At 75.4% G+C, this 23,100-nt stretch carries 23 protein-coding genes and 1 pseudogene; 11 read left to right on the top strand and 13 right to left on the bottom strand.

What is annotated here, in order from left to right:
* Positions 1–79: 79 nt before the first annotated feature.
* Complete coding sequence (locus tag ACZ6ZI_RS33940; RefSeq protein ID WP_469527507.1) at positions 80–661, bottom strand: DUF4232 domain-containing protein; 582 nt, start codon at positions 659–661, stop codon at positions 80–82.
* Positions 662–814: 153 nt separating this feature from the next.
* Entirely contained in the window at positions 815–1,645 is an 831-nt protein-coding gene (nadE, locus tag ACZ6ZI_RS33935) for an ammonia-dependent NAD(+) synthetase (protein ID WP_469527505.1), read from the bottom strand.
* Positions 1,646–1,913: 268 nt separating this feature from the next.
* Here nadE and ACZ6ZI_RS33930 point away from each other — a divergent pair, with 268 nt between their 5' ends.
* The gene (locus ACZ6ZI_RS33930; protein ID WP_469527501.1) at positions 1,914–2,954 is read left to right on the top strand and encodes a zinc-binding dehydrogenase; all 1,041 of its coding nucleotides are present in this window, start codon (positions 1,914–1,916) and stop codon (positions 2,952–2,954) included.
* A 122-nt stretch (positions 2,955–3,076) separates the two neighbouring features.
* Here the strand turns inward: ACZ6ZI_RS33930 and ACZ6ZI_RS33925 are convergent, their stop codons facing one another.
* Positions 3,077–3,991 carry a LysR family transcriptional regulator gene (locus ACZ6ZI_RS33925; protein ID WP_469527499.1) on the bottom strand — a complete coding sequence of 305 codons (915 nt, stop codon included), beginning with the start codon at positions 3,989–3,991 and terminating at the stop codon, positions 3,077–3,079.
* A gap of 171 nt (positions 3,992–4,162) precedes the next feature.
* Here ACZ6ZI_RS33925 and ACZ6ZI_RS33920 point away from each other — a divergent pair, with 171 nt between their 5' ends.
* Genes ACZ6ZI_RS33920 through ACZ6ZI_RS33910 form a run of 3 tightly spaced genes read left to right on the top strand, consistent with a single transcriptional unit; the run spans position 4,163 to position 6,690 of the window.
* Positions 4,163–5,062 carry an NAD-dependent epimerase/dehydratase family protein gene (locus ACZ6ZI_RS33920; protein WP_469527496.1) on the top strand — a complete coding sequence of 300 codons (900 nt, stop codon included), beginning with the start codon at positions 4,163–4,165 and terminating at the stop codon, positions 5,060–5,062.
* Positions 5,059–5,973 (top strand): aldo/keto reductase, encoded by a 915-nt coding sequence (locus ACZ6ZI_RS33915; protein ID WP_469527494.1) that lies wholly within the window; start codon positions 5,059–5,061, stop codon positions 5,971–5,973. The genes ACZ6ZI_RS33920 and ACZ6ZI_RS33915 overlap by 4 nt, the downstream gene beginning before the upstream one ends.
* 57 nt (positions 5,974–6,030) lie before the next feature.
* Positions 6,031–6,690: a maleylpyruvate isomerase N-terminal domain-containing protein gene (locus ACZ6ZI_RS33910; protein WP_469527566.1), complete on the top strand. Its 660-nt coding sequence runs from the start codon at positions 6,031–6,033 to the stop codon at positions 6,688–6,690.
* A gap of 27 nt (positions 6,691–6,717) precedes the next feature.
* On the opposite strand, the gene ACZ6ZI_RS33905 is transcribed toward ACZ6ZI_RS33910, so the two are convergent.
* Together ACZ6ZI_RS33905 and ACZ6ZI_RS33900 are read right to left on the bottom strand one after the other, a co-directional pair.
* A complete protein-coding gene (locus ACZ6ZI_RS33905; protein ID WP_469527491.1) occupies positions 6,718–7,293 on the bottom strand; it encodes a hypothetical protein in 576 nt (191 codons plus the stop codon).
* Positions 7,294–7,409: 116 nt separating this feature from the next.
* Positions 7,410–7,940, bottom strand: coding sequence for an HAD domain-containing protein (locus ACZ6ZI_RS33900; RefSeq protein ID WP_469527490.1), 531 nt, complete (start codon positions 7,938–7,940; stop codon positions 7,410–7,412).
* A gap of 148 nt (positions 7,941–8,088) precedes the next feature.
* Here ACZ6ZI_RS33900 and ACZ6ZI_RS33895 point away from each other — a divergent pair, with 148 nt between their 5' ends.
* A complete protein-coding gene (locus tag ACZ6ZI_RS33895) occupies positions 8,089–8,655 on the top strand; it encodes a GNAT family N-acetyltransferase (protein ID WP_469527487.1) in 567 nt (188 codons plus the stop codon).
* A gap of 68 nt (positions 8,656–8,723) precedes the next feature.
* Complete coding sequence (locus ACZ6ZI_RS33890; protein ID WP_469527485.1) at positions 8,724–9,908, top strand: alpha/beta hydrolase family protein; 1,185 nt, start codon at positions 8,724–8,726, stop codon at positions 9,906–9,908.
* A gap of 71 nt (positions 9,909–9,979) precedes the next feature.
* On the opposite strand, the gene ACZ6ZI_RS33885 is transcribed toward ACZ6ZI_RS33890, so the two are convergent.
* Both ACZ6ZI_RS33885 and ACZ6ZI_RS33880 read right to left on the bottom strand, forming a co-directional pair.
* The gene (locus tag ACZ6ZI_RS33885) at positions 9,980–10,216 is read right to left on the bottom strand and encodes a hypothetical protein (protein ID WP_469527481.1); all 237 of its coding nucleotides are present in this window, start codon (positions 10,214–10,216) and stop codon (positions 9,980–9,982) included.
* A 190-nt stretch (positions 10,217–10,406) separates the two neighbouring features.
* Complete coding sequence (locus ACZ6ZI_RS33880) at positions 10,407–11,204, bottom strand: TIGR04222 domain-containing membrane protein (protein WP_469527480.1); 798 nt, start codon at positions 11,202–11,204, stop codon at positions 10,407–10,409.
* Positions 11,205–11,362: 158 nt separating this feature from the next.
* Between ACZ6ZI_RS33880 and ACZ6ZI_RS33875 the strand changes: the two genes are divergently transcribed.
* On the top strand, positions 11,363–12,595 hold the full coding sequence (locus ACZ6ZI_RS33875; protein WP_363058468.1) for an FAD-dependent oxidoreductase: 1,233 nt from the start codon (positions 11,363–11,365) through the stop codon (positions 12,593–12,595).
* A gap of 139 nt (positions 12,596–12,734) precedes the next feature.
* Positions 12,735–13,955, top strand: a pseudogene (locus tag ACZ6ZI_RS33870) (cytochrome P450 family protein); the annotation flags it as partial.
* A gap of 116 nt (positions 13,956–14,071) precedes the next feature.
* Here the strand turns inward: ACZ6ZI_RS33870 and ACZ6ZI_RS33865 are convergent.
* From ACZ6ZI_RS33865 to ACZ6ZI_RS33850, 4 genes are all read right to left on the bottom strand, one after another.
* On the bottom strand, positions 14,072–14,443 hold the full coding sequence (locus ACZ6ZI_RS33865; RefSeq protein ID WP_469527477.1) for a hypothetical protein: 372 nt from the start codon (positions 14,441–14,443) through the stop codon (positions 14,072–14,074).
* 178 nt (positions 14,444–14,621) lie between these two features.
* Positions 14,622–15,962, bottom strand: a complete 1,341-nt coding sequence (locus ACZ6ZI_RS33860) for a phytase (RefSeq protein ID WP_469527473.1) — start codon at positions 15,960–15,962, stop codon at positions 14,622–14,624.
* Positions 15,963–16,088: 126 nt separating this feature from the next.
* Positions 16,089–16,727, bottom strand: a complete 639-nt coding sequence (locus ACZ6ZI_RS33855; RefSeq protein WP_469527471.1) for a hypothetical protein — start codon at positions 16,725–16,727, stop codon at positions 16,089–16,091.
* Between the two features lie 97 nt (positions 16,728–16,824).
* Positions 16,825–18,054 (bottom strand): saccharopine dehydrogenase family protein, encoded by a 1,230-nt coding sequence (locus ACZ6ZI_RS33850; RefSeq protein ID WP_469527468.1) that lies wholly within the window; start codon positions 18,052–18,054, stop codon positions 16,825–16,827.
* Positions 18,055–18,167: 113 nt separating this feature from the next.
* Here ACZ6ZI_RS33850 and ACZ6ZI_RS33845 point away from each other — a divergent pair, with 113 nt between their 5' ends.
* Positions 18,168–18,878 carry a TetR/AcrR family transcriptional regulator gene (locus ACZ6ZI_RS33845; RefSeq protein ID WP_469527466.1) on the top strand — a complete coding sequence of 237 codons (711 nt, stop codon included), beginning with the start codon at positions 18,168–18,170 and terminating at the stop codon, positions 18,876–18,878.
* A gap of 142 nt (positions 18,879–19,020) precedes the next feature.
* The gene (locus ACZ6ZI_RS33840; RefSeq protein ID WP_469527464.1) at positions 19,021–20,586 is read left to right on the top strand and encodes an APC family permease; all 1,566 of its coding nucleotides are present in this window, start codon (positions 19,021–19,023) and stop codon (positions 20,584–20,586) included.
* 54 nt (positions 20,587–20,640) lie between these two features.
* On the opposite strand, the gene ACZ6ZI_RS33835 is transcribed toward ACZ6ZI_RS33840, so the two are convergent.
* Entirely contained in the window at positions 20,641–21,645 is a 1,005-nt protein-coding gene (locus ACZ6ZI_RS33835; protein WP_469527564.1) for an NAD(P)-dependent alcohol dehydrogenase, read from the bottom strand.
* A gap of 132 nt (positions 21,646–21,777) precedes the next feature.
* Between ACZ6ZI_RS33835 and ACZ6ZI_RS33830 the strand changes: the two genes are divergently transcribed.
* On the top strand, positions 21,778–22,431 hold the full coding sequence (locus ACZ6ZI_RS33830; RefSeq protein ID WP_469527461.1) for a TetR/AcrR family transcriptional regulator: 654 nt from the start codon (positions 21,778–21,780) through the stop codon (positions 22,429–22,431).
* Between the two features lie 45 nt (positions 22,432–22,476).
* Here ACZ6ZI_RS33830 and ACZ6ZI_RS33825 read toward each other — a convergent pair whose 3' ends face one another.
* Complete coding sequence (locus tag ACZ6ZI_RS33825; RefSeq protein ID WP_469527457.1) at positions 22,477–23,094, bottom strand: TOPRIM nucleotidyl transferase/hydrolase domain-containing protein; 618 nt, start codon at positions 23,092–23,094, stop codon at positions 22,477–22,479.
* Positions 23,095–23,100: the final 6 nt, after the last annotated feature.

Below are 23,100 nucleotides of genomic sequence, written 5' to 3'. Positions count from 1 at the left end.
CCCCGCGGGCCCGGCAACGCGGGCGGACGGGCCGGGGGGAAGGCCGGTGGACGGCTGTCACACGGCCCGGTCGGGGAGGTCAGCGGAAGGCGGAGGCGGTCACCGCGGTGCCGCACAGCGCGAAGTCGCCGCCGTCGGCCGGTGCCAACTGGAGCGCGCCGCCCCCGACCCCCACGACCATCGACGGCGCCACGGTCGGCTCGGCGCCCGAGGGGCAGTAGCCGCCGGCCTCGCCCATGACCGGCTTGAAGCCGATCACCGTCGAGGCCCTGCCGCCGACCGGCAGGTCCACGGGCCGGGCCTGTCCCCGGCGGGAGACGGACAGCGGCAGGTTCTTGTCGGGCGATCCCTGCCCGGCCAGGGCCACGGTCGGGAAGCCCTGGAGCACGCACGCCTTCGGCCCGTCGTTGATCACCGTCACCCGGACCCCGGTGGCGCCGACCCGCTGCGCGCTGTCGGCGATCAGCTGGGTGTGCCGACAGGGGGCGGCCGGCGCGGTCGGGGCGGCGGCGGACCGGTCGGCCCGTACGTCCGCGAAGGCCGCGCCGGCCGCCGGCCCTCCGGCCAGGACGACCGCCGTCAGCAGCAGGGCCGGGGCCGCGCCACGGCTCTTCGTACGCCTCGTACGCCTCGTACGCTTCGTGGGCCTCGTGCGCTCCATGCCTTCTCCAACCCCCCGGTCGGGGCGGGGCGCCGGTGCACACCGGTGCGTCCCGCGCGGGACGGCACTGCCCCCTCCACCACCATCCCAACGGCGCGTGCGCCGCGCGACCGGACCCCGGCGGCCCGCGATCGGGGCCGCCGGGGCGGGAGGTCACGGGGCGATCGGCAGCCGGCGCTTGTGGTCGGTGAGCCGGTAGCGGCGCACGATCGTCGCGAAGGCCTCCTCGGAGACGGGCTTGCCCTCCAGGAAGTCGTCGATGTCGTCGTACGTGACACCGAGCGCGTCCTCGTCGGCCTTGCCCGGGGCGAGGGTCTCCAGGTCCGCCGTGGGCGTCTTCCACACCAGCTCGGTCGGGGCGCCCAGGGCGTCCGCGACGGCGCGCACCCGGCGCTTGGTCAGACCCGTCAGCGGCACGACGTCCGCGGCGCCGTCGCCGAACTTCGTGAAGAATCCGGAGACCGCCTCGGCCGCGTGGTCGGTGCCCACCACCAGGCCGTCGTGGGCGCCCGCCACCGCGTACTGGACGATCATGCGCTGACGGGCCTTGATGTTGCCCTGCACGAAGTCCTGGTGGTGGGCGTCGCGGAACACGGTGCCGCCGGCCAGGCAGGCCTGGAGGGCGGCGTCGCTCGCCGGCTTCACGTCCACCGTGAGCACGCTGTCCGCGTCGATGAAACCGAGGGCGAGCTGCGCGTCGTGCTCGTCGGCCTGGACGCCGTAGGGCAGCCGCATGGCGTGGAACGTCGCCTCGTGCCCGGCCGCCCGGACCCGCTCCACCGCGAGCTGGCAGAGCCGGCCGGCCGTGGTGGAGTCCACGCCGCCGCTGATCCCGAGGACCAGGGAGCGCAGGCCGGTGGAGGTGAGGCGCTCGGCGAGGAACGCCACCCGGCGCTCGATCTCCAGGGCGGCGTCGAAGCTCTCCGACACCTCCAGTTCCCGGGCGATCTCTTGCTGCAGGGTGATGGACCCGGGCGGGTTCACGGGCTGCTCCTCGTGCTCGTGCGGGGTACGCGGCGGTGCGCGCTGACCCTCCGACCTTAGTCCAAGCCCCGGCGGGCCCCGCCGGGGCGGGGGAGCGCCGAACCGCCCGCCCACCGCCGGAGGTGCGTGCGGCCCGCGCCGGTGGTGTGCTGGTCGGGGGCCGTGCCCCCGGCCGGCCGGGCCGGCGGGCCGGGCGGCGGGCGCCGGGGGGCGCGGGCCCGAGGGCGGGGCAGCGTGGTTTCGGCGAGCGAAAGGCGACGGCCTCCTCATGCGAGCGACACTGATCTACGGCGCCGGCGACGTCCGCGTCGAGGAAGTCCCGGACCCGACCGTCCGGGAACCCACCGACGCGGTGGTGCGCGTCCTGCGCGCGTGCGTGTGCGGCAGCGACCTGTGGCCCTACGGGTCCATGGCCGCGCAGGGGCACGGGGACCGGATCGGCCACGAGTTCCTCGGCGTCGTCGAGGACACCGGCTCCCGGGTGAACGGCCTGAAGCGCGGCGACGTCGTGGTGGCCCCCTTCGTCTGGGCGGACAACACCTGCGACTTCTGCCGCGAGGGCCTGCACACCTCCTGCCGCCACGGCGGGTTCTGGGGCGCGGACGGGGTCGACGGAGGCCAGGGCGAGGCCGTGCGCGTCCCGCAGGCCGAGGGCACCCTCGTCGGACTCCCCGTCGGGGAGGACTCCGAGCTGCTGCCCTCCCTGCTGACCCTCTCCGACGTGTTTCCCACCGGCCACCACTGCGCGGTCACCGCCGGGGTCGACGCGCGCACCACGGTCACGGTCATCGGGGACGGGGCCGTGGGCCTGTGCGCCGTCCTGGCCGCCGCCCGCCTCGGGGCGGAGCGGATCATCCTCATGGGCCGCCACCGGGACCGCACCGATCTGGGCCGCGACTTCGGCGCCACCGACGTCGTCCCCGAACGCGGGGCCGAGGGCATCGAGAGGGTGCGCGAGCTGACGGGCGGCGACGGCACCCACACCGTGCTGGAGTGCGTGGGCCTGGAGCCGGCCATCGACACCGCCTTCGGCGTCGTGCGGGCCGGCGGCACGGTCTCGCGCGTCGGCGCGCCCCAGTACCCGACCGTGAGGATGGACTTCTCCCTGTTCTTCTGGAACATCACCCTCACCGGCGGTGTGGCACCGGCCCGCGCCTACATCGAGGAGCTGCTGCCCGACATCCTGGAGGGCCGGGTGCGGCCCGGCCGTGTCTTCGACCGCGCCGTCGGTCTCGACGGCGTGCCCGCCGGGTACCGGGCCATGGCCGACCGCGAGGCCCTGAAGGTGATGATCGACCCGTCCCGGTGAGCCGCCCGTCCCGGTGAGCCGCCGTGTCCGTCGCGCCCGTCGGGGGCCACCCCGCCGGCGCCGCTCACCCCGGCCCGTGCACTTCGGGCCGCTCACCTCGGCCCGCTCACCCCGGCCCCGCCTCACCGTTCCCGTGCCGTGAGCCGGGCCGCGAGGTCCTCGGCCAGCAGGGCGGACGCGCCTCGCCGGCGGCGGGACAGCGCCAGCCCGAGCAGGCGGCGCGGACTCGGCGCGGCCGGCCGCAGCGAGAGCAGCTCCGGGTCCCGGCTCAGGCCGATCTCGGGGATCAGCGCGATCCCGACGCCGGCCCGCACGAGCGCCTGGGCGAACCCGTAGTCCGTCGCCGTACACGAGATCCGCAGTTCCACACCGGCCAGTTCGGCGTGGCGGGCGAGCTGGTCCGCCGACTTGCGGCAGCCCAGGATCCACCGCTCGTCCGCGAGTTCGGCCAGGTGCGGGGGCTCCGGCCGGTCCCGGAAGAGGGCCGCGGCCGGGTGGTCGCGCCGCAGGACCACGTGGAGCGGATCCTCGCCCAGGGGGGTCCAGTCCAGGCCGGACCGGTCGCCGGGCCGCGCGGGCGGCGGCCCGTCGAAGTGGTAGGCCAGCGCGAGGTCGGCCCTCCCCTCGCGGACGGCGGGCAGGCTCTCCTCCGGCTCCGCCTCCAGGATCGTCAACTCCACCTCGGGATGGTCCTCGACGAAGCCGGCCAGCGCGGGGGGCAACAGCCGCCGGCCCGCGCTGGCGAACGTCGCCACCGTGAGCGACGTCCGCCGCGCCGCCAGCGCGTCGATGCGCCGCTGGGCGTCGGCCAGCTCGGCGGCGATGGCGTCCGCGGCCTCCACCAGCAGGCGGCCCGCCCGGGTCAACGTGACGCCCCGCGTGGAGCGTTCGACCGCCGGCGACCCGAGCGCGCGCTCCAACGCCGCGATCTGCTGCGAGACGGCCGAGGGGGTGCAGCGCAGCGCCGACGCCGCGCGGTTGAAGCTGCCGTGGCGGGCGACCTCGCGCAACACGGCCAGACGTTGGACGTCGATCAACAGTTCTCCTTGTGGCGAGGTGCGGTGATCGACACTACCGCTGCCGACCCGGGCCGCCGAGACTGATCACCGAGGCCCTCCCGGAGCGGACCGGGCCGAAGGGGCCGTCACCGGGCCGCGAGGGCCGACGGCGGAAGACGAGCAGCGATCCGAAGGAACGGGGTACGCGCCATGGACGTGTGTGTGATCGGGGGCAGCCGCTACTTCGGGCGCCGGCTGATCGAGGACCTGAGGGACGCGGGGGCGCGCGTGACGGTCCTCAACCGGGGCTCCACACCGGCCCCGCCGGGCGTGACCCACCTGCGCGCCGACCGCGACGACGAGGACGCGCTGCGCGCGGTCCTCGCGGGCCGCTCGTTCGACGTCGTCGTCGACCAGGTCTGCTACTCGCCGCGCCAGGCGGCCGTCGCCGCCCGCGTCTTCGCCGGGCGCACCCGCCGCTACGTGATGACCTCCACCGTCGAGGTCTACGCGGCGCTCGCCCGGCCGGGGGCGGCCGCGGGCCCCGCCTTCGCGGAGGAGGCCGTCGACCCGGCCGCCGTCCCGGTGGACCCGCACCTGCCCTGGACGGACGCCGCCTTCCTCGACGAGCACTACGGCGAGGGCAAGCGCCAGGCCGAAGCCGTGTTCACCCGGCGGGCGGCCTTCGACTTCGCCGCCGTCCGCACCGCGCACGTCCTGGGCGGCGACGACTTCACCGGGCGCCTCGCCCACTACGTCGAACGGATCGAACGCGGCCTGCCGATCGTCGTCCACGCCGCGCCGCGCCCCGCCTCCTTCGTCCACGAGCCGGAGATCGCCCGCTTCCTCGCCTGGACCGCCGCGGCCACGTTCACCGGCCCCGTCAACGCGGCCTCGCGCGGGACGCTGGACGTCCACGAGCTGAGCGCCGAGATCGGCCGCGCCGCGGGCAGGGCGCCGCAGACCGTCGTACGGCCGGGCGAGCCCGTCTCCCCGTACTCCTTCGACCGCGGCTACGCGATGGACACCGGCCGGGCCGCCCGCCTGGGCTTCCCGTTCTCCTCGGTGACCGACTGGCTGCCCCGCGTCGTACGGGAGGCCCGCCGATGACGCACGACCCGACGGCCCGTGCCCGTACCGTCGGCTCCGTCGCCGTGGGCCCGGTGGGCCTCGGCGCGATGCCGCTCTCCGTGGAAGGCCGCCCGGACACCGGGCAGGCCCTCGCCACGCTCCACGCGGCGCTCGACGCGGGAGTACGACTGATCGACACCGCCGACTGCTACCAGTGGCACGCCGACGAACGCGGCCACAACGAACGGCTGATCGCCCGCGCCCTCGCCGGCCACCCCGCCGCCGACGAGGTCCTGGTGGCCACCAAGGGCGGCCGGGGCCGGCCCGGCGACGGCTCGTGGACCGTCGACGGCGACCCGCGCCGGCTGCGCCGCGCGGCCGAGGACTCGGCGGCCCGGCTCGGCGTGGAGGCGATCGGCCTCTACCAGCTGCACAAGCCGGACCCGGCCGTCCCCTTCGCCGAATCGGTCGGCGCCCTGCGGGACCTGGCCGACGCCGGGACGATCCGGATGGTCGGCCTGTCCAACGTGGACACGGCGCGGATCCGTACGGCGCACGAGATCCTCGGCTCCCGCCTGGTGTCGGTGCAGAACCGGTTCTCTCCCGCCCACCCCTCCACCCGCGACACCCTCGACCTGTGCACCGAACTGGGCCTGGCCTTCCTGCCGTGGAGCCCGCTCGGCGGCCTCTCGCCCAGCGCCGTCGACGACCCGGACGACCCCGTACCACCGGTCGGCGGCCCCTTCCGCGCCCTGGCCCGCGCCCGCGGCGTCAGCCCGCAACGGGTCTGCCTGGCCTGGCACCTGGCCCAGTCGCCCGTGGTCGTCCCGATTCCCGGCGCCCGTCGCCCGGCCTCCGCGCGCGACTCGGCGGCGGCGGGCACGCTCACCCTGTCACCGGCGGAGCTCGCGGTACTGGGCGCCGCGGACACGCCGGTCCGCGCCGGGTGACCGTGCTTGTCCGCCGTGCGGGTGCCGCACTACGGTGCCGCGATGGACCTTGCCGAGGTGGACCTCTTCTCCCGCTCCTGGGCGGCGCTGCGCACGGCGGTCGCCGAGACTCCGGACCCGGACTTCGCCCGGCCGTCGGGCTGCGCGGGCTGGCTCGTCCGGGACCTCGTGTGCCACCTGGTCATCGACGCCCAGGACGTCCTGATCACCCTGGCCACCCCCGCGTCGACGCAGCCCACCGTCGACGCGGTCGGCTACTGGCACGTCGAGGACCGGCCCCCGACCGGCGAGGACCCGCTCGACGCCCTCACCGTCCGACTGGCCGCCGCGTACGGGGACCCCCACCTGCTCAGGTTCCACCTCGACGACGTCGGCTCCGCCGCCGGGCGCGCCGCCGAACTCGCCGATCCGCGGGCCCGGGTGGCCACCCGCGACGAGGTCCTCACCACGGGGGACTACCTCGGCGCCTACGTCCTGGAATGGACGCTGCACCACCTCGACCTGATCGCCCACCTCCCCGAAGCGCCGATCCGGCCGCCGGCGGAGGGCCTGGCGCGGGCCCGCGCCCTGCTGGAGCGGATCGGCGGGGCGGCCTTCCCCCCGTCGTTCACGGACCGGGACGTGCTCCTGATCGGCACCGGCCGCGGCGCGCCCACCGACGCCCAGCGGGCCGAACTGCGCGACGCGCGGGTGCGTTTCCCGCTCGTCCTGGGGTGAGCCTGGCGGGCCGGCCCGCCCCGCCGCTCAGGAGCCGTAGCGGCTCAGCCGGCTGCGGGCCGCGCCGGGGCTGATCCCGAGGCCGGTGGCCACCCGCTCGACCGGAACCTCGTCCTGGCCCAGGTAGTGCGCGGCCGTCCCCGCGACGCGAGCGCCCGTGCGCTCCAGCGCGGCGACGGCCCGCAGCGCCGCGAGGGGACCCGTGTCGGCGAGGGCCTCCAGCTCCGCGGTGACCTGTTCCAGCAGGTCCCGTACGTGTTCCGGCAGCGGCACCGCCCGGGCCTCGACCCCGGCGACGTGCTCCCGCCACTCGCCCAACGGGCCGTCCGTGTCGAACGAGAAGGGCAGCGGAAGGTCGTTGCCGACCCGAGCCCAGTCGACGGCGTGGAGCCGGTCGCCGCGCCACCCGCAGGAACAGGCCGCCCGCACGCTCTCGGCGAGGGGCGTGCCGTGCGCGCCGTCGTAGTCCCACCAGTCGGTGCTCGTGTCGAAGTCGGCCCCGCTGCCCAGGTCGAAGAGGAGCGGCTTCGGTTCGCTCCCGTCGGCCAGGACCGCCGCCGGCCGTCCTTCGTGCTCGCCCGCGAACTCGCTGGTCTGCCACATCGGATGCTCCCAGGGGTACGTAGCGCCGTGGTCCTCCGCTGCGACGATGCCCCGCGCCCGCACCCCGAAACCGGCGGCCCCCGTTCGCACGATCGGTCGAACGGGCGGCCCGGGTGTCAGGCGCGCCCCTCCAACCAGGCGTCCACCACCGCGAAGTCGCCCCCGGTCAGCCCGCGCACGGGGTCGACGCGGTGCAGCAGGGCGGCCCCCGGATGGTGCGCCGCGACCCAGGCCCGGTCGGTGTCGGTGACCTCGTCGTCCACCCAGACGAACGGCGCCCCCGCGGCCCACCCGACGAGGGTGCGCGTCTTCCAGTGCAGCCCCGCCCGCCGGTCCCGGGCCTCGGCCTCGGGATCGTCCGGCCAGTGCACGACGGCCAGGGGTGGCAGGCCGAGGCGGGGCGCGACGCACGCGTTGGCGTCGGCCGTCCACGTCGTGGCCCAGACCAGCTCGCACCGCAGGGCCGCCAGGCGGGGCCCGTGGGCCGGATCGATCCTGCTCAGCAGGGGGTTGGCGGGCGGGTCGAGGACATCGCCCGGCAGGCGGTGGGTCGGGTACGTCCCGGAGGGCGCGCCGAAGGGGATGAGGGGCCCGTCCACGTCGAGGAAGAGCCGGGGGAGGCGCGGTGGCGGTACGGAAGCGGTCATCGGGTCACCCCGCCGGCGGCCAAGGCAGCGAGGTGGTCGTCCGGGAGGCGCGCGTGACGCGCCGGGGGGCAGGTCGGGGGCTCGGTACGTGGCATGCTGCGACGGTACAGAACCGTATCTCTCGTCATGTGTGCGAAGGGTGGGTCCGATGTTCTCCCTCCCCCTGCGTCGCGGGGCCCTGCTCCGCCCGCTCGAAGTCCGGCACGCCGAGGAGTTCGCCGCCCACATGGACCGGGCCCGTGAGCACATCCGCCCGTGGGTCGGAGCCGGTTTCGTGACCGAGGGGGTCGAAGGGGCGCGGGGCACGCTGAGCCGCTACGCCGAGCGCCAGGCCGCGGACGGCGCCCGGCTGTACGGGATCTGGCTCGCCGACGGCACGCTCGTCGGCGGTGTGATGTTCACCGACTTCGACGCGGCCGCGGGCACCTGCGAGGTCGGCTGCTGGACGGAGCCGGCCGGCGAGGGGCGCGGCCTGGTCACGCAGGCCTGCGGCGTGTTGTTGGACTGGGCGTTCGGTGAGCGGGCCGTGCACCGCGCGGAGTGGCACTGTCGCGCGGACAACGAGCGGAGCGCGGCGGTCGCCGGGCGGCTGGGCATGACGCTCGAAGGCGTGCGGCGCGAGGCGTGGACCGTCGGCGGGGTCCGCCACGACGCGCAGGCCTGGGCGGTCCTCGCCCCCGAGTGGCGGGCCCTGGAGGGGCGCCGCGACCGGTGAGTCGGCGGTTTCCGGCCATTCGGAAATTGATTAGGTGAGGCTAACCTAACGTGCCTTAAGGTGCGTTCATGAAGAAGATCATCCGCATGGCCGCGGGCCTGGCGGCGGGCCTGGTGCTGGCGGGCGGCCAGGTCGCCGTCGCCGAGCCGCCGGCCGCGCCGGTCGGCGTCGAGGGCACCCCCGGCAGCGCCGTACGCCTCGAACTCCCGCGCCCCACCGGGCCCTTCGGAGTCGGCCGCGACACCCTGCACCTGGTCGACCCGGCCCGCAAGGACCCGTGGGTGCCGACCGCCGACCGCGAACTGATGGTGTCCCTCTACTACCCGGCGGTGGCGGGCACCGGGAGCCCGGCGCCCTACACCACCCTCGACGAGGCCAGGGCGCTCCTGGTCGACCGGGGCGAACTCGGCCGGCACGTGACGCCCGAACAGGTCGCCGCGACCCGGACCCACGCCCGCGAGGGCGCCGTACCGCGCCGGGCGCGCGCACCCTACCCGCTGATCGTCCTCTCGCCCGGATTCACCCTGCCCCGCTCCTCCCTGAGTACGCTCGCCGAGGACCTGACCTCGCGCGGCTACGTGGTGGCCGCCCTGGACCACGCCTACGAGTCCGACGGCACCACCTTCCCCGGCGGGCGGCTCCTCGGCTGCTCGGCCTGCACCCAGGTCTTCCCCGACCGCTCGCTCGGCAGGGTCTCCGACGCCCGCGCCCTCGACGTGACGTTCCTGTTGGACCGGCTCACGGGCGACCGTCCCGCCTGGCGCCACTCCCGGATCATCGACGCCCGCAAGGTGGGCATGGCCGGCCACTCCATCGGCGGGGCCTCGGCCGCGGCGGCCATGGCCGCCGACCGGAGGGTCGACGCCGGGGTCAACATGGACGGCACCTTCTTCACCCCGCTCCCGGAGACCGGACTCGGCGGGCGCCCCTTCCTGCTCCTCGGCGGCGACCCGGCCCTGCTGCCCCCCGACCTGGAGGACGACAGCTGGGCGAAGGCCTGGCCCCGGATGGACGGCTGGAAGCGGTGGCTGACCGTCACCGGCATGGGGCACCCCGGCTTCACGGACTGGCCCGTCCTCGGTGACCAGGTCGGCTACGCGCACCCCGAGACCCCGCTGTCGGGCACCCGCTCCGAGCGGATCACGCGCGCGTACACCGGGGACTTCTTCGACCGGCACCTGAAGGGGCTGCCCGCGCCCCGCCTGGACGGCCCGACCGCCGCCGACCCCGAGGTCGTCTTCGAACGGCGCTGAGTCGACGGCGCCGAGTCGACGGCGCCGAGTCGACGACGCCCCCCGCCCCGCTCCGGCGGTGCCCCCGCCCGCTACCCGCGCTCCCAGTACGCGCACCCGACCCGACGGGCTTCGGGGCCGGGGGAGGGGGAGGGGCAGGGGGTGGGATCGGGGGCGGCGTCCGGCGGCGTACCGCGTTCCCAATAGGCGGTCGAATCCGGGGAGTTCGCCGCGTCGGAGGAGTTCTCCAGGGCGAGCGTGGCCCCGCCCGAGACCAGGACGAGCCCCGCCCAGCCGACCGCCACCCGTCGCCGGATCGATCCCGACACGCCCCTCACCCGTCCCCGCTCGTCACTCCGGGCGCTCACGCCACCCCGATGACATTCTCGGGCTCGAAAGCCGCGATTCCCCTCGAAATACGAACAAATGTCCTAAAAGTGGGGGGCTGTCGACCGATCCCGCACCTCCGCGCGCCCGCCACCCGCGTGCCCCCTGTCGCCCCGGCCGCACCGGACGGGTTCAGCCGCCACACCCGCCGCAGTTTGCCGACGCGTCCCCCGAGCCCCCTCCCCGGTCCGGAGCCCGCCTCGGCGGACGGGTCAGCAGCCCGCTCTCCCCGGTGAAGCGGGGCAGCCCGGCACGCAGCGCCGGAGCGCCGAACAGGGCCACCCGCAGCAGCAGTTCGTCCGCTCCCGCCCCGGCCGGCGCCCGTACGCCGGGCCGCTCGCGGCGCATCCGCGCGAGGAGGCGCGCACCGCGCCACGTCCGCCGCGACCCCACCCACAACGCCGCCGCGGCGGCGTCGGCGAGCAGCGCGAGACAGAGCGCCGGCGCCGCGACGGTGCTCGCGCACGCCCCGGCCGTCGCCGCGCCGAACACCCCGATCAGCAGGACCCGTACGGTCCACGTCCGCCCGGCGGACACCATCAGCCCCGCCCGCTCCAGCTCCCGCCGCAGACCTCGGACGGCCCCCTCCACCCGATCGGCGCGCCGGAGCGCCGCCGGGTGCCGTTCGCCGTACAGCACGCGGTGCTGCGCGCGGGCCACCTCGGAACACCCCTTCGGCGGGTGGGAGGTGACGCAGCGTACGGTCCGGCGCCACCCGGGCTCCACCGCCCCGGCCAGGTACAGCTCGACCCACGCGGTCCGCGACGCCCCGAGCGGACCCCCGCGCAGCAACCCCACCGCGACCGGGGACGGCGTCCCGCCGAGCGGCCCCGGCCCCGCCGACCGGGCGCCCCGCACGCGCAGGGCCGCCGCGAGCGCCAACAGCAGCCACGCGACCGCGATCGACACCGACCCAACCGCCCCGCCCATGTGGACCCTCCCTCCCCGGGCCGCCCAGATTGCCCCGAACGGCCCCCCGCCACAAGGCGATCGCGCGCCGCGTGTCGTCGTGGCTGCCTCCCTTCGCCGCGCCCGGTGCGGTATACGTCCTCGGTGGAGTGCCCGACGTCGCGAAGGGAGTGGTCGCCGTGGAACGAACGGCCTGCTGTGTGGTGGGAGGCGGGCCCGCCGGCATGGTGCTGGCCCTGCTGCTGGCCCGGGCCGGGGTGGAGGTGACCGTACTGGAGAAGCACGGGGACTTCCTGCGCGACTTCCGCGGCGACACCGTCCACCCCTCCACCCTGTCGCTGCTGGACACCATCGGCCTCGCGGAACGCTTCGCGCGCCTGCCCCAGCGACGGGTGACCTCCGTACAGCTGCCCATCGGCCCGGACCGGTCCCTCGTCACCGTCGGGAACATCGGGGCGCTGCGCGGCCCGTACAACTACATCGCGATGGTCCCCCAGTGGGACCTGCTCGACCTGCTCGCCGACGAGGCGGCCCGCGAGCCGTCCTTCAGCCTGCGCATGAACACCGAGGCGACGTCCTTCCTGATCGAACGCGGAAGGGTCACCGGCGTGCGCTACCGCACCGCCGACGGCGACACGGGCGAGATCCGCGCCGCGCTGACCGTGGCCTGCGACGGCCGCGGCTCCCTGGCGCGGGCCCTGCCCGGACTGGGGCTGGAGAGCTTCCCCTGCCCCATGGACGCCTGGTGGTTTCGGATCCCGCGCCACGAGGACGACCCCAGCGGGCTCGTGGGAGGCCTGGGGGAGCGTTTCTTCGCCGCCCTCATCGACCGGGGCGACTACTGGCAGTGCGCGGGCCTCATCCCCAAGGGGACCGACGTCGAGCGGCGGGCCGAGGGCCTGGACCGCTTCACGGCCCAGTTCGCCGACGCCGTCCCCTGGCTCGCCGACCGGACCCACGCCCTCACCTCCTGGGACGAGGTCAAACTCCTCGACGTACGACTCGACCGGTTGCGCCGCTGGCACCGACCCGGGCTGCTGTGCATCGGCGACGCCGCCCACGCCATGTCGCCGGTCTTCGGCATCGGCATCAACCTGGCCGTGCAGGACGCGGTGGCGGCGGCCCGCCACCTCGTGCGCCCGCTCCTCGCAGGCACCGTGGGGCTGCGCGACGTACGCCGCGTGCAGCATCGTCGCCTCCCCACGACCGTGGCCACCCAGGGCCTCCAGCGCCTGGCGCACACCCAGGTCATCGAGCCTCTGCTGGCCGGCCGCGTCGCCTTCGACGATCCGGCGCGGGCCAAACGGCTGACCGAGCTCATCACCGAGTCGCGGTGGCTGAACCGGGTGCCCGCCTACTTCCTCGCCTACGGCGCCCTGCGCGAGCGCCCCCCGAAGGAATCGCTTCGCTGACCAGGGCGCCCCCGGACCCGGGACCCGACAATGGAACCCGACAAGGGAATCCGCCAAGGGAACCGGACAAGGGAATCGGACGAGCGAACCGAACCCACGCGCCCGTCCCCACCGGGGACGCTCCACTCCGGGAGGCCACATGAGCGAGCAGCCGACCGTCCTGCCCTACGCCGACCGGGCCTTCGTCGCCGACCCGTTCCCGCTCTACAGACGCCTGCGCGAGGAGGGCCCCGTCCGCCGGGCCGTCCTCGCGGGCGGCCTGGAGGCCTGGCTCGTCACCCGCTACGAGGACGGACTCGCGGCCCTCTCCGACACCCGCCTCAGCAGCGACGTACGGGACGCCTCCGACCCCAGGCTCCTGGCACAGCTGCCCGCGTCGGAACGCGCGTCGATGCTGAGCAACATGCTCCGCAGCGACCCGCCCGACCACACCCGCCTGCGCCGCCTGGTCGCGAAGGCCTTCACCGCCCGCCGGGTGGCCGACCTGGCACCCCGGATCCGGGCCATCGCCGACGGGCTGCTCGACACGGTCGTCCCGACCGGCCGCGCCGACCTCGTCGAGGAATTCGCCCTGCCGCTCCCGATCACGGTGATCGGCGAACTGCTCGGCGTCCCCGCGGACGACCGCCACGCGTTCGGACGCTGGACCAACCGCATGCTCATGCGCGGCGCCGAGCCCCCCGACCCCGCCGTGGTCGACGAGGCGTGGCGGCACATGCGCGCCTACATCACCGACCTCATCGGCGCCAAGCGGGCCCATCCCGGAGACGACCTGCTGAGCGACCTCATCGCAGCCCGGGACGAGGAGGCGCGACTGTCCGAGGACGAACTCGTCGCCATGGTGTTCCTGCTGCTGGTCGCCGGCCACGTCACCACCGTCAACCTGATCGGCGGCGGCATCGCCCTGCTGCTCGCCCACCCCGACCAGCTCGCCCTGCTGCGCCGTGACCCCGAGCTGATGCCGGGGGCGATCGAGGAGTTCCTGCGCTACGACGGCCCCGTCAGCCCCGGGATCGCCCGCTTCGCGCGCGAGGACGTCGAGATCGCCGGCGTACGCGTCCCGCGCGGTGCGACCGTACTGATCGGAGCGGCCCTCGCCGACCGCGACCCGGCGCGCTTCCCCGAACCCGACCGGTTGGACATCACCCGGCGGGACAACGCCCACCTCGCGTTCGGGCACGGGATCCACTACTGCCTGGGCGCCCCCCTGGCCCGGCTGGAGGGGCGGATCGCCATCGACGCCGCCCTGCGCCGGCTCCCCGGGCTCGCCCTCGCGGTGCCGCAGCGGGAGATCCCGCACCGCGCCGGCGGGCTGCGCGGACCCGAGAGCCTGCCGGTGACCTTCACCCCGGGGGACGGGGCGCCGCGCCCGCCGACTGACGCCGTCACGGGGAAGTCGCCCCGCCGCGGTGGCGGGGCGACACAGGGTCGTGCGGTCGTGGGTGTGTGGGGCTGTGGGTGTGTGGGGCCGTGGGGTCAGATCGTCACGCAGATGCCGTCCTCGATCACCCGGCCGTCACGCTCCAGGCCGCCGCAGACGAGCTTGGCCCCGGCCTGCTCGTAGCCGACCGCCCACCGGTGGCTCGCCGCCCTCACCTTCGAGGAGTGGAAGTCGCCCCAGTAGGAGCGCAGCGTCCCGGGGAGGCCGTCCTTGGTCTGGACGGTGATGTCCTGCACGAACCGGTTGTGGTGCGCGGTCATGACACAGATGTACCGACCGCACTGGCTGTGGACCTCGGCGAACGCGGGCGCGGCGGCGAAGAGGGTGACCGCACAGGCGGCGATCAGGAGAGCGGGCTTCTTCAGGTCGAACTTCTTGATGTCGATCATGACCTGCTGAACGATCAAGGCCCCCGTCGGTCACCCCGCTGCGGGGTCCGAGTCCCAAACCCGCGCCGGGGCAACGGTGTTGTGGACGCCGGCCGTCGTCGCGCGCCGCGTCGGGTCCGGACCGTGACCCGCCACCACGCCCGTGAGGGCGTACCGGTCCGATCCGGTACGCCCCCGCGGCCGACCGGTCGGGCGGTCAGTCGTCCAGGGCGTCCAGGACCCGGCCCAGGTCCACGAACTTGAAGCCCGTCGCGGTGCGCGGTCCGTCCTCGGGACCGTCGTGGCCGTCCTGGACCACGAGGAGGCCGCGGGGGAAGGCGCGCCCGAGCGGCCGGTTCAGGGCGGCGGCCCCGTCGCACTCCTCGGAGCCGTCGAGGTCCCGGGAACGGGCGGTGATCCGTACGCCGCCCTCGTACGCGTTGCCCTCCTCGCGGTCGCGGTCGTAGAAGGCGAAGGTGTCGTCACCCTGGCTCGACACCATCAGCCGGCCCTCGCCGCGCCCCTCGTCGACGATGGTCAGCCCCTCGACGTCCGCGGACAGCCGGCGCCCGCCGAAGCCCGGGTCGGCGCCGGGCACGCACTCCTCGAGGGCCTCGTCGTAGACGGCCGGGACCCCGTACGCGCGGACCCGGTCGACGAGCACCGGCTTCGAGGTCAGATCGGCCCGCACCCGCCAGACGCCGACGTCCTCCTGGCCGGCGTAGAGGGTGCCGTCGGCGGGGTCGACGACCATGCCCTCGACCTGCGGGCCCTCGCCGGGATCGCCACAGGGGGTCCAGGAGGAGCCGTTCGGCAGCCGGAAGGAGGAGGGCAGGTCCAGGGTCCGCACCGGGCGGTAGTCCACCGTGCCGCCGGGCGCGGCGATCAGTTCGAGCAGGGCGATCCGGGTCTCGTGGCGCCGGCTGACCAGCGCCCAGGAGCGGCCGGTGGCCCGGTCCGTCCAGGTCGCCAGGCCGTACGCGGTGCGCTGCCCGTCGATCTCCTCCTGGGAGGCGGAGAACACCGGGGCGGCGGTCGGCGCGGTGACGTCCGTCAGCGGGCCGCCGGGACGGTCGCGGTCGATGCGGTAGAAGCGGAGCCGGTCGTTGCCCCGGTCGGTGACGACGGCGAGGTCCGCCCGACCGGTGGACAGGCGCATCCGGTGGACCAGGTCGACGTTGTTGAACCGGCCCGGCGCGTGGTCGGGACCCGGCGCCGCCGGCGCGGGAAGCGCCTGCACCTGGCGTGCGGCCAGGTCGTAGACCCGCAGCCCGCCCTCCTTGGCCGTGGCGACGACCAGGCTGCGGTCGGGGTCGGCGTCGTCACGCCAGATGGCGGGGTCGTCGGCGTTGGCGTTGCCGCCCTCGGGGTCGTCGAACAGCGTGGCGGTCTCCGCCACCGGGGTGACGGCGGGCAACCGGTCGCCCCCGGGGCCCTGGGCCGCGGCGGGGGCGGCACAGACGAGGCCGGCGAGCACCGCGAACGCCGCCGTCAGGGCGAGGGCGGCCGCGACGGGGCGAGCGGGGCGGGACGGGTGATCGGGACGATGAGGGTCCACCAGGGGTCTCCAGCGGTCGGTCGGACACGTGTGCGGCAATGGCGGCTGAAGACTCGACCCCCCGCGTGAAGGGCGCACCGTCGCCGGGCGACGGACAGCCGTGCACGACGTGAACACGCCGTTCCCTCAACCGGATCGCGGCGTCCCGCCCTCCCTTCCGAGCCAGTACAGCGCGGTGTCGACATCCCGCACGGTCCATCCGAGGGAGCGTTCCCCGCCGTGCTCCAGGAGTTCGTCCAGAAGCCGCAGGTAGCGCCCGTACCGACCGGGGGCGGGGGTGAGGAGCAGCCCGAGCGCGTCGAGGGCCCGCTGGACGCGGCGGTCGTACACGGCCATGCGACCCGGCGCCGCCGCGGTCAGGACGGCCGAGGCCAGGGCGTCCCCCGTACGGAAGCCCGGCAGCTCCCCGAGGGCGGCGCGCCCCGCGCGGGCGGCCTCGGCGCGGGACCGGCCGGTGTCACGGACGGCGGAGACGGCCCGCTCGGTGACCGCACGGACCGCGGAGTCGGGCTGGGACATCAGCTCGGCGGCCCACGGGGTCCGTGCGGAGAGCCTCTTCCAGACCACCAGCGCCGCGATGTCCGCCTTGCCGAGGCTGCCCGAGCGCGCGGCCCGCTCCGCCACCTCGTGGAGGACCTCGTCGTAGTGCGGCGGCACGCCGGCCAGGTAGCCGGCGCGGGCCGGCGTCAACGCGTCCCAGGCCCGGTCGCTCGGGGCCGCGGGTGCCTCGGGGGACGGGGCCGGGGGAGCCTTGGGTGTGTCCACGCACCCATGATGCCCGGGTGGGGCGTCGGGCGGTACGGGGGACCGGCCGGCGCCCCCGGGGCGGGGGCGCCGGTCCGGTGTCGGGCGAGGGGGAGGGTCAGCCCTGTTCGCGCAGGCCCCAGGGGGAGTCGTAGGCGGTCAGGAGGTCCAGGAACGGGCGCGGCGCGAGGGCCTCCGGGCCGAGCACGCCCGATCCCGCCCACACCCCGCCGGCCATCAGTTCGAGCGCCACGACCGGGTTGACCGCGGTCTGCCACACCACGGCCTGCGAACCGTACTCGCGCATCGACCACCCGTTGTCCACCACGTGGTACAGGTACACCTCGCGCGGCCGGCCGTCCTTGGTGCCCTTCACCCAGGTTCCCGCGCAGGTCTTGCCCGACATCCGGTCGCCCAGCGTGGCCGGGTCGGGCAGGCACGCGGCGACCACGTCGCGCGGGGAGACCCGTACCGGGGTGCCGTCCGCGCCGCGCACCGTGACCGGCTCGGTGGAGTCCAGACCCAGCGCGTGCAGGGTCTTCAGCTTGCCGATGAAGTCCTCGCCCAGGCCGTACTTGAAGGTGACCCGGTCGGCGTCCACCCAGCGCGGGACGAGCAGCACCTCCTCGTGCTCGACGTTCACGCACTCGACCGGTCCGATGCCCTCCGGGAAGTCGAAGACCTCCGGCTCGCTGAACGGCTCGGTGGTGAACCAGCCCCGGTCGCGCTCGTGGACGACCGGCGGGTTCAGGCATTCCTCGATCGTCGTCCAGATGTTGAAGGACGGGGCGAAATCGTGTCCCTCGACCGTCAGGTCGGCCCCGTCGCGGATGCCGATCTCCTCGATCGTGTCGAAGAGTTCGTCGGCCGCGTACCGGGCGAAGACGTCGGACAGGCCCGGCTCCACGCCCATGCCGACCAGGGCCAGCCGGCCCGACTTCTCCCACGCGTCGGCCCGCGCGAACTGCTCGTCGCCGAGCTTGACCCCGCACCGCGCGTAGGGAAGCTCGGGGTGGGGCCGGGACAGCGACATCGCCATGTCCACGTAGTGGCTGCCCGCCGCGAGCGCCGCCTCGAACAGCGGCATCACGAAGCGCGGGTCGGTGGCGTTCAGCAGGACGTCGCACCCCTCCTCGGTGAGGAGCGCGACCACCGCCGCCTCGTCCGAGGCGTCGACGCGCCGGGCCCGGAACCGACCGCCGCCGGCCTCGCCGAGCGCGGCCACGGCGGCCTCGGCGCGGGCCAGGTCGTAGTCGGCGACCACGAAGCCGTCGAAGAACTCCCGGCGGGCCGCGATCCGGGTGATCGCGGTACCGACGCCACCGGCGCCCACAAGCAGAACACGCATGACGAAAAACCTCTCTCGACGAGGTCCGCGGAGATCCGCGCCTCATGGGAGGGATGAAAGCCGGGGCCGCGAGATAAGGTCAATGGTGTTGGCATAAGGGAGGAAGGCACCTGATGGCGAAGCCCGTGGTCCCCGAGGAAGCCCGCCGGCGGCGGCGGCCCACCCGACAGGGCACCGTCCTGTCCGAGCGACTGATCGTCGACACCGCCCTGCGCATGCTGCGCGAACACGGCAGCGCCGGCCTGTCCGCGCGCCGGCTCGGCGCCGCCCTCGGCGCGGATCCCAGCACCCTCTACCGGTACTTCGACGGCATGGACGGCCTCACCCTCGCCATCGGCGAGGAGCTGATCGGCCGGGCCCTCGACGGCTGGGAGGCCACCGGCCGCTGGCGCCACGACCTGCGGGAACTCGGGCTGCGCATCCACGGCGCCTACCTCTCCCACCCCCAGGCCGCCGTGCTGACCGCGGGGCGCGTCACCGGCCGGCCCCGCGAGATCGCCGCCGACGAGGCGGTCCTCGGCATCCTGCGCACCGCGGGCTTCCCCGACCCGGAGGCGGTCCTGATCTACCACGCCTTCATCGACCAGAGCCTCGCCTTCGCGGCCCTCGACGCCGGCTCCCTCGCCCTGGCCGAACCCTCCCGCACCTCCGACGAGGGCCAGTGGGAATCCACCTACGCCCACCTCCCGGCCGAGGAGTACCCGCACATCGCCGCGACCAAGAGGCTGCTCGCGGCCCGGATGAACCACAGCGCCTACCCCGTCGCCCTGGACATGCTGCTCGCGAGCGCGGAGGCCCGGCTCCAGGGCCCGCGGCCCCGCTGACCGGCCCCGCCGTCCGGACCCTTACGCCAACACCATTGACCCCTTGGCGCCCGCGCGGGTTTCCTCTTCGCAGTTCACGCCCTGTTCACACCGCGCCCGCCACGGCGCGGCCCGCACACCGCACCCAGCACAGCGAGGGACGATGGCCGCAGACACCCCGCCGGAGACGACCCCCCGAGCCGCCACGGCCACGGCCACGGCCGCACCGGCCGACCCGGCCGACCCGGGCGGTACGACCGTCACCGCCGCCCCCACCGCCCCGGCGGGCACCCTCAAACCCGACGCGATCGGCTTCCTCGACGCCCTCGCCATCGGCCTCAACGCCACCTCGCCCGCCTACTCGCTGGCCGCCGTCATCGGACCCCTCGTCGCCCTGGTCGGCGTACACGCCCCCGGGGTGATGCTCGCGTCCTTCGTCCCGATGCTGCTCATCGCCTCCGCCTTCCACTTCCTCAACCGGGCCGACCCCGACTGCGGCACGACCTTCTCCTGGGTCACCCGCGCCCTCGGCCCCACCACCGGCTGGCTGGGCGGCTGGGCCATCGCGATGACCGGAGTGCTCGTCGTGGGCTCCCTCGCCGACGTGGCCGTCGGCTTCGGCCTGCTCGCCGTCGGGGCCGACGGCCCGGCCGAGGACCCGTGGGTCCGCGAGGCCCTCACCGTCGCGCTGATCCTGCTCATGTCCTGGCTCTGCGTACGCGGCACCGAGGTGTCCGCCCGCGTCCAGAACGTGCTCGTCCTCCTCCAGGTCGTCTGCCTCGTCGTGTTCGCCGCCGTCGCCGTCCACCGGGTGTACGCCGGTACGGGTTCCCTGGACGCCGTCCGCCCGTCCGTCGGCTGGCTCGACCCCTTCGGGGCGGGCGGATCCGCCCTCACCGGAGGCCTGTTGCTCGGCGTCTTCGCGTACTGGGGCTGGGAATCCGCCGTCAACCTGACGGAGGAGACCAAGGACCCCGCCAACGCCCCCGGCCGGGCCGGCATCTGGTCGACCGTGGTCCTGCTCGTCACCTACCTGGCCGTGGCCTTCGCCGTCGTCGCCTACGCCGGCACCGCCTACCTCGCCGGACAGGCCGACGCCGAGGAGGACGTCTTCGCCGCCCTCGCCCGCGAGGTCCTCGGCGACTGGGACTGGGTCCTGCTCCTCGCGGTCGCCACGTCCGCCCTGGCCTCGACGCAGACGACCATCATCCCGGCCTCCCGTACCGCCCTCTCCATGGCCCGCCGCCGCGCCCTGCCCGCCGCGTTCGCCCGCGTGGACGCCCGCCGGGGCACGCCCGGCACCGGCACCTGGTGGGTCGCCGCCGCCGCGACCGTCTGGTACGTCGTCATCCACCGGATCAGCGAGAACGCCCTCGCAGACTCCCTCACCGCGCTGTCGCTGCTCATCGCCTTCTACTACGCCCTCACCGGCATCGCCTGCGCCGTCTGGTACCGACGTCGACTGCTGCGCGGCCCGGGCCCCTTCCTGCTGCTCGGCGCGGGCCCGCTGCTCGGCTCGGCCCTGCTGCTGTGGCTGCTGGTGGAGTCCGTCGTCGACATGGCCGACCCGGGCAACGCCTCCAGTGCGACCGCCTGGTTCGGCCTGGGCGCCCCGCTGGTCATCGCGCTCTTCCTGACCGGCGCCGGCGTGGTCCTGATGCTGGTGCGCCGAGCGACGTCCGGGGCGTTCTGGCGCGAACGCCCCGGCGTGGCCCCCGAGGTGCCGTAGGCCCTGTCGTCACAGCGGCGCCGATCGGGCGGCGCGGCGGGGGAGCGGATCCCGTCAGACGGTGATGGCGATCTTGCCGCGCGCCCCGCCGTCGGTCAGCAGGGCCAGCGCGTCCGGGACCCGCTCCAGCGGGAACACCGCCCCCACGACCGGGGCGCACGAGCCCGCCTCGATCAGGGCCGCCAGGTCGTCGAGGCCGGCCCGGCTCTGCCGGCTCATCAGCATGGTGAGCCGCTGCCGGGTGAACGGCGACAGGGCGAGCGCCCGGAACTGCCGGCCGAGGCCCAGCCAGTCGCCGTCGTCCTCGCCGCCCGCCACGACCAGCGTGCCGTCCGGCTCCAACACCCGGCGCAGCCGGGCGACCGGGGCGCTCCCCGCGAGGTCCAGGATCAGGTCGAAGCGCCGCCCGCCGGCGGTGACGTCCTCGCGGGTGTAGTCGAGGACGTGGTCGGCGCCCAACGAGCGCACCAGGTCCGCCTTGGCGGGGCCGCAGACTCCGGTCACCTCCGCCCCGAAGGCCTTGGCCAGTTGCACGGCGTACGTGCCCACCCCGCCCGAGGCGCCCGTCACCAGGACCCGCCGCCCCGCCCGCACCCGCCCCGCGTCGCGCAGTCCCTGGAGCGCGGTGAGCCCGGACACGGCGACCACGGCCGCCTCCTCGAAGCCCAGCCGGGCCGGCTTCGGCGCGATCCGGTCGGCGCGGGCCGCGACGTACTCGGCGAACGCCCCGCGCGCCGTGCCGAACACCGCGTCGCCGACGGAGAACCCGGACACCCCCGGGCCCAGCGCGACCACCTCGCCCGCCACGTCCAGCCCCGTCGCCGGCACGCGCGGGCGGCGCGGGCCCAGCGCCGCCCGTACCGCGTACGGGCGGCCCGCCGTGAGGTGCCAGGTGCCCCGGTCCACTCCCGCCGCCCGCACCCGCAGCAGCACCCGGCCGGGGCCCGCCTCGGGTCGGGGGACCTCGGTGGGCACCAGCACCTCCGGGCCCCCGTAACCCACCTGCACGACCGCTCTCATCATCGCGCCGCCCGTCGCGCCGCCCGTCGCGCCGCCCATCGCCACCACCCGATCCTCACGGTCCGCCCGGCCGCCCGGGCCGGCGTCGATCTCTACCGTACTAAGTACGACTTACTTAGTACGGTAGCCTGGGCCCGGAAGTCAACCCACCCCCCGACGGGACGGAGAGCAGTGAGCGCGCAGGTTCCCCTCAGCCGCGACCGGGTCCTGGGGACGGCGGTCGCGCTCGCGGACGAGGGCGGCGTCGCCGCACTGACGATCAGGGCGCTGGCGACGCGCCTCGGCGTGAAGCCGATGTCCCTGTACCACCACGTCCCGAACAAGGAGGCGATCCTCGACGGCATCGTCGACGCCGTCTTCGCCGAGATCGAGCTGCCGCCGGACGGCCCCGACTGGCGCGCCGCGCTGAGCCGGCGCGCGCACAGCGCCCGCGCCGTGCTGGCCCGCCACCCCTGGGCCACCGCCGTGCTGGAATCGCGCGCGCACCCGGGCCCGGCCACCCTGCGCCACCACGACGCGGTCCTCGGCGTGCTGCGGCGCGGCGGGTTCCCGTACGCCCTCGCGGCGCACGCGTACTCCCTGCTGGACAGCTACGTCTACGGGTTCGCCCTGACGGAGGCGGCGTTGCCGTTCGCCCCGCAGGACGTGGAGGAGGCCGTCGGGGAGCTCCTGGAGGGCTTCCCCACGGGGGAGTACCCGCACCTGGCGGAGTTCGCCGAACACCACGTGCTGCGCCCGGGATACGAGTACGGGGCCGAGTTCGGCTACGGCCTGGAGCTGATCCTCGACGGGCTCGCGGCCCGCCTCGCGGCCGCCGCCCGCTGACATCCCGTCACGCGGGACATCCCGTCACGCGGGCGCGGCCGGCGGTCACAGGCTCGCCAGGAGGTCGTCGAGCGGAGCCGGCACCCGGGCCGGGTCGAGGGCCTCCACCATCAGCCGGCCGTAGCGGATCTTGCGCCCCTTCTTCGTGCCGAGGAAACGCCGCAACCGCCCGTCCCGGGACAGGCCCCGGTGCGCGGGCTGGCGCAGGAGGGTCTGCCAGGCGCGCAGGTCGCCCTCGGCACGGAAGATCTCCTCGACCGCGTCCGCGCCCAGCGCGCGGACGAGTTCGTCCTCCAGGTCCGCCTCGCACACGAAGACGCCCGTGCGCGGGGCGCCGGCCCGTTCCAGACCGCGCTCGTAGTACGGCAGTTCGCGCACGTCGCACAGTCCGGTCAGGCGCAGGCCCAGACCGGGCGGGCCGAGCAGGCCCGCATAGCGGCCGACGTTCATCGCGCCGCCCATCGACAGGACGCACACCCCCTCGGCCGCGAGGTCCCGGCCGCGCGCGGCGGCCAGTGCCTCGACGGCCGCCAGGTCGCTCAGCCCCTCCAACAGGACCGCCGTCCGCAGCCCCAGCCGCACCGCCAGGTCCCGCGCCCGCGCGTCGGGGCCGCCGGCCGCCCAGTCCCCGACGGCTTCCCTGAACGCCCACATGTCCGCCATGCCGTG

The sequence above is a fragment of the Streptomyces sp. NPDC103540 genome (genome assembly GCF_055584445.1).
The sequence above is the reverse complement of the archived record's forward strand: the minus strand, read 5'-3'. Positions and strand labels throughout refer to the sequence as shown.

What these genes read in the sequence shown, in the direction of transcription:
- ACZ6ZI_RS33940 (WP_469527507.1), bottom strand. Translation starts at nt 661, where the DNA reads ATGGAGCGCACGAGGCCCACGAAGCGTACGAGGCGTACGAGGCGTACG.
- ACZ6ZI_RS33930 (WP_469527501.1), top strand. Translation starts at nt 1,914, where the DNA reads ATGCGAGCGACACTGATCTACGGCGCCGGCGACGTCCGCGTCGAGGAA.
- ACZ6ZI_RS33920 (WP_469527496.1), top strand. Translation starts at nt 4,163, where the DNA reads ATGGACGTGTGTGTGATCGGGGGCAGCCGCTACTTCGGGCGCCGGCTG.
- ACZ6ZI_RS33915 (WP_469527494.1), top strand. Translation starts at nt 5,059, where the DNA reads ATGACGCACGACCCGACGGCCCGTGCCCGTACCGTCGGCTCCGTCGCC.
- ACZ6ZI_RS33905 (WP_469527491.1), bottom strand. Translation starts at nt 7,293, where the DNA reads ATGTGGCAGACCAGCGAGTTCGCGGGCGAGCACGAAGGACGGCCGGCG.
- ACZ6ZI_RS33900 (WP_469527490.1), bottom strand. Translation starts at nt 7,940, where the DNA reads ATGACCGCTTCCGTACCGCCACCGCGCCTCCCCCGGCTCTTCCTCGAC.
- ACZ6ZI_RS33895 (WP_469527487.1), top strand. Translation starts at nt 8,089, where the DNA reads ATGTTCTCCCTCCCCCTGCGTCGCGGGGCCCTGCTCCGCCCGCTCGAA.
- ACZ6ZI_RS33890 (WP_469527485.1), top strand. Translation starts at nt 8,724, where the DNA reads ATGAAGAAGATCATCCGCATGGCCGCGGGCCTGGCGGCGGGCCTGGTG.
- ACZ6ZI_RS33880 (WP_469527480.1), bottom strand. Translation starts at nt 11,204, where the DNA reads ATGGGCGGGGCGGTTGGGTCGGTGTCGATCGCGGTCGCGTGGCTGCTG.
- ACZ6ZI_RS33850 (WP_469527468.1), bottom strand. Translation starts at nt 18,054, where the DNA reads ATGCGTGTTCTGCTTGTGGGCGCCGGTGGCGTCGGTACCGCGATCACC.
- ACZ6ZI_RS33845 (WP_469527466.1), top strand. Translation starts at nt 18,168, where the DNA reads ATGGCGAAGCCCGTGGTCCCCGAGGAAGCCCGCCGGCGGCGGCGGCCC.
- ACZ6ZI_RS33840 (WP_469527464.1), top strand. Translation starts at nt 19,021, where the DNA reads ATGGCCGCAGACACCCCGCCGGAGACGACCCCCCGAGCCGCCACGGCC.
- ACZ6ZI_RS33835 (WP_469527564.1), bottom strand. Translation starts at nt 21,645, where the DNA reads ATGGGCGGCGCGACGGGCGGCGCGACGGGCGGCGCGATGATGAGAGCG.
- ACZ6ZI_RS33825 (WP_469527457.1), bottom strand. Translation starts at nt 23,094, where the DNA reads ATGGCGGACATGTGGGCGTTCAGGGAAGCCGTCGGGGACTGGGCGGCC.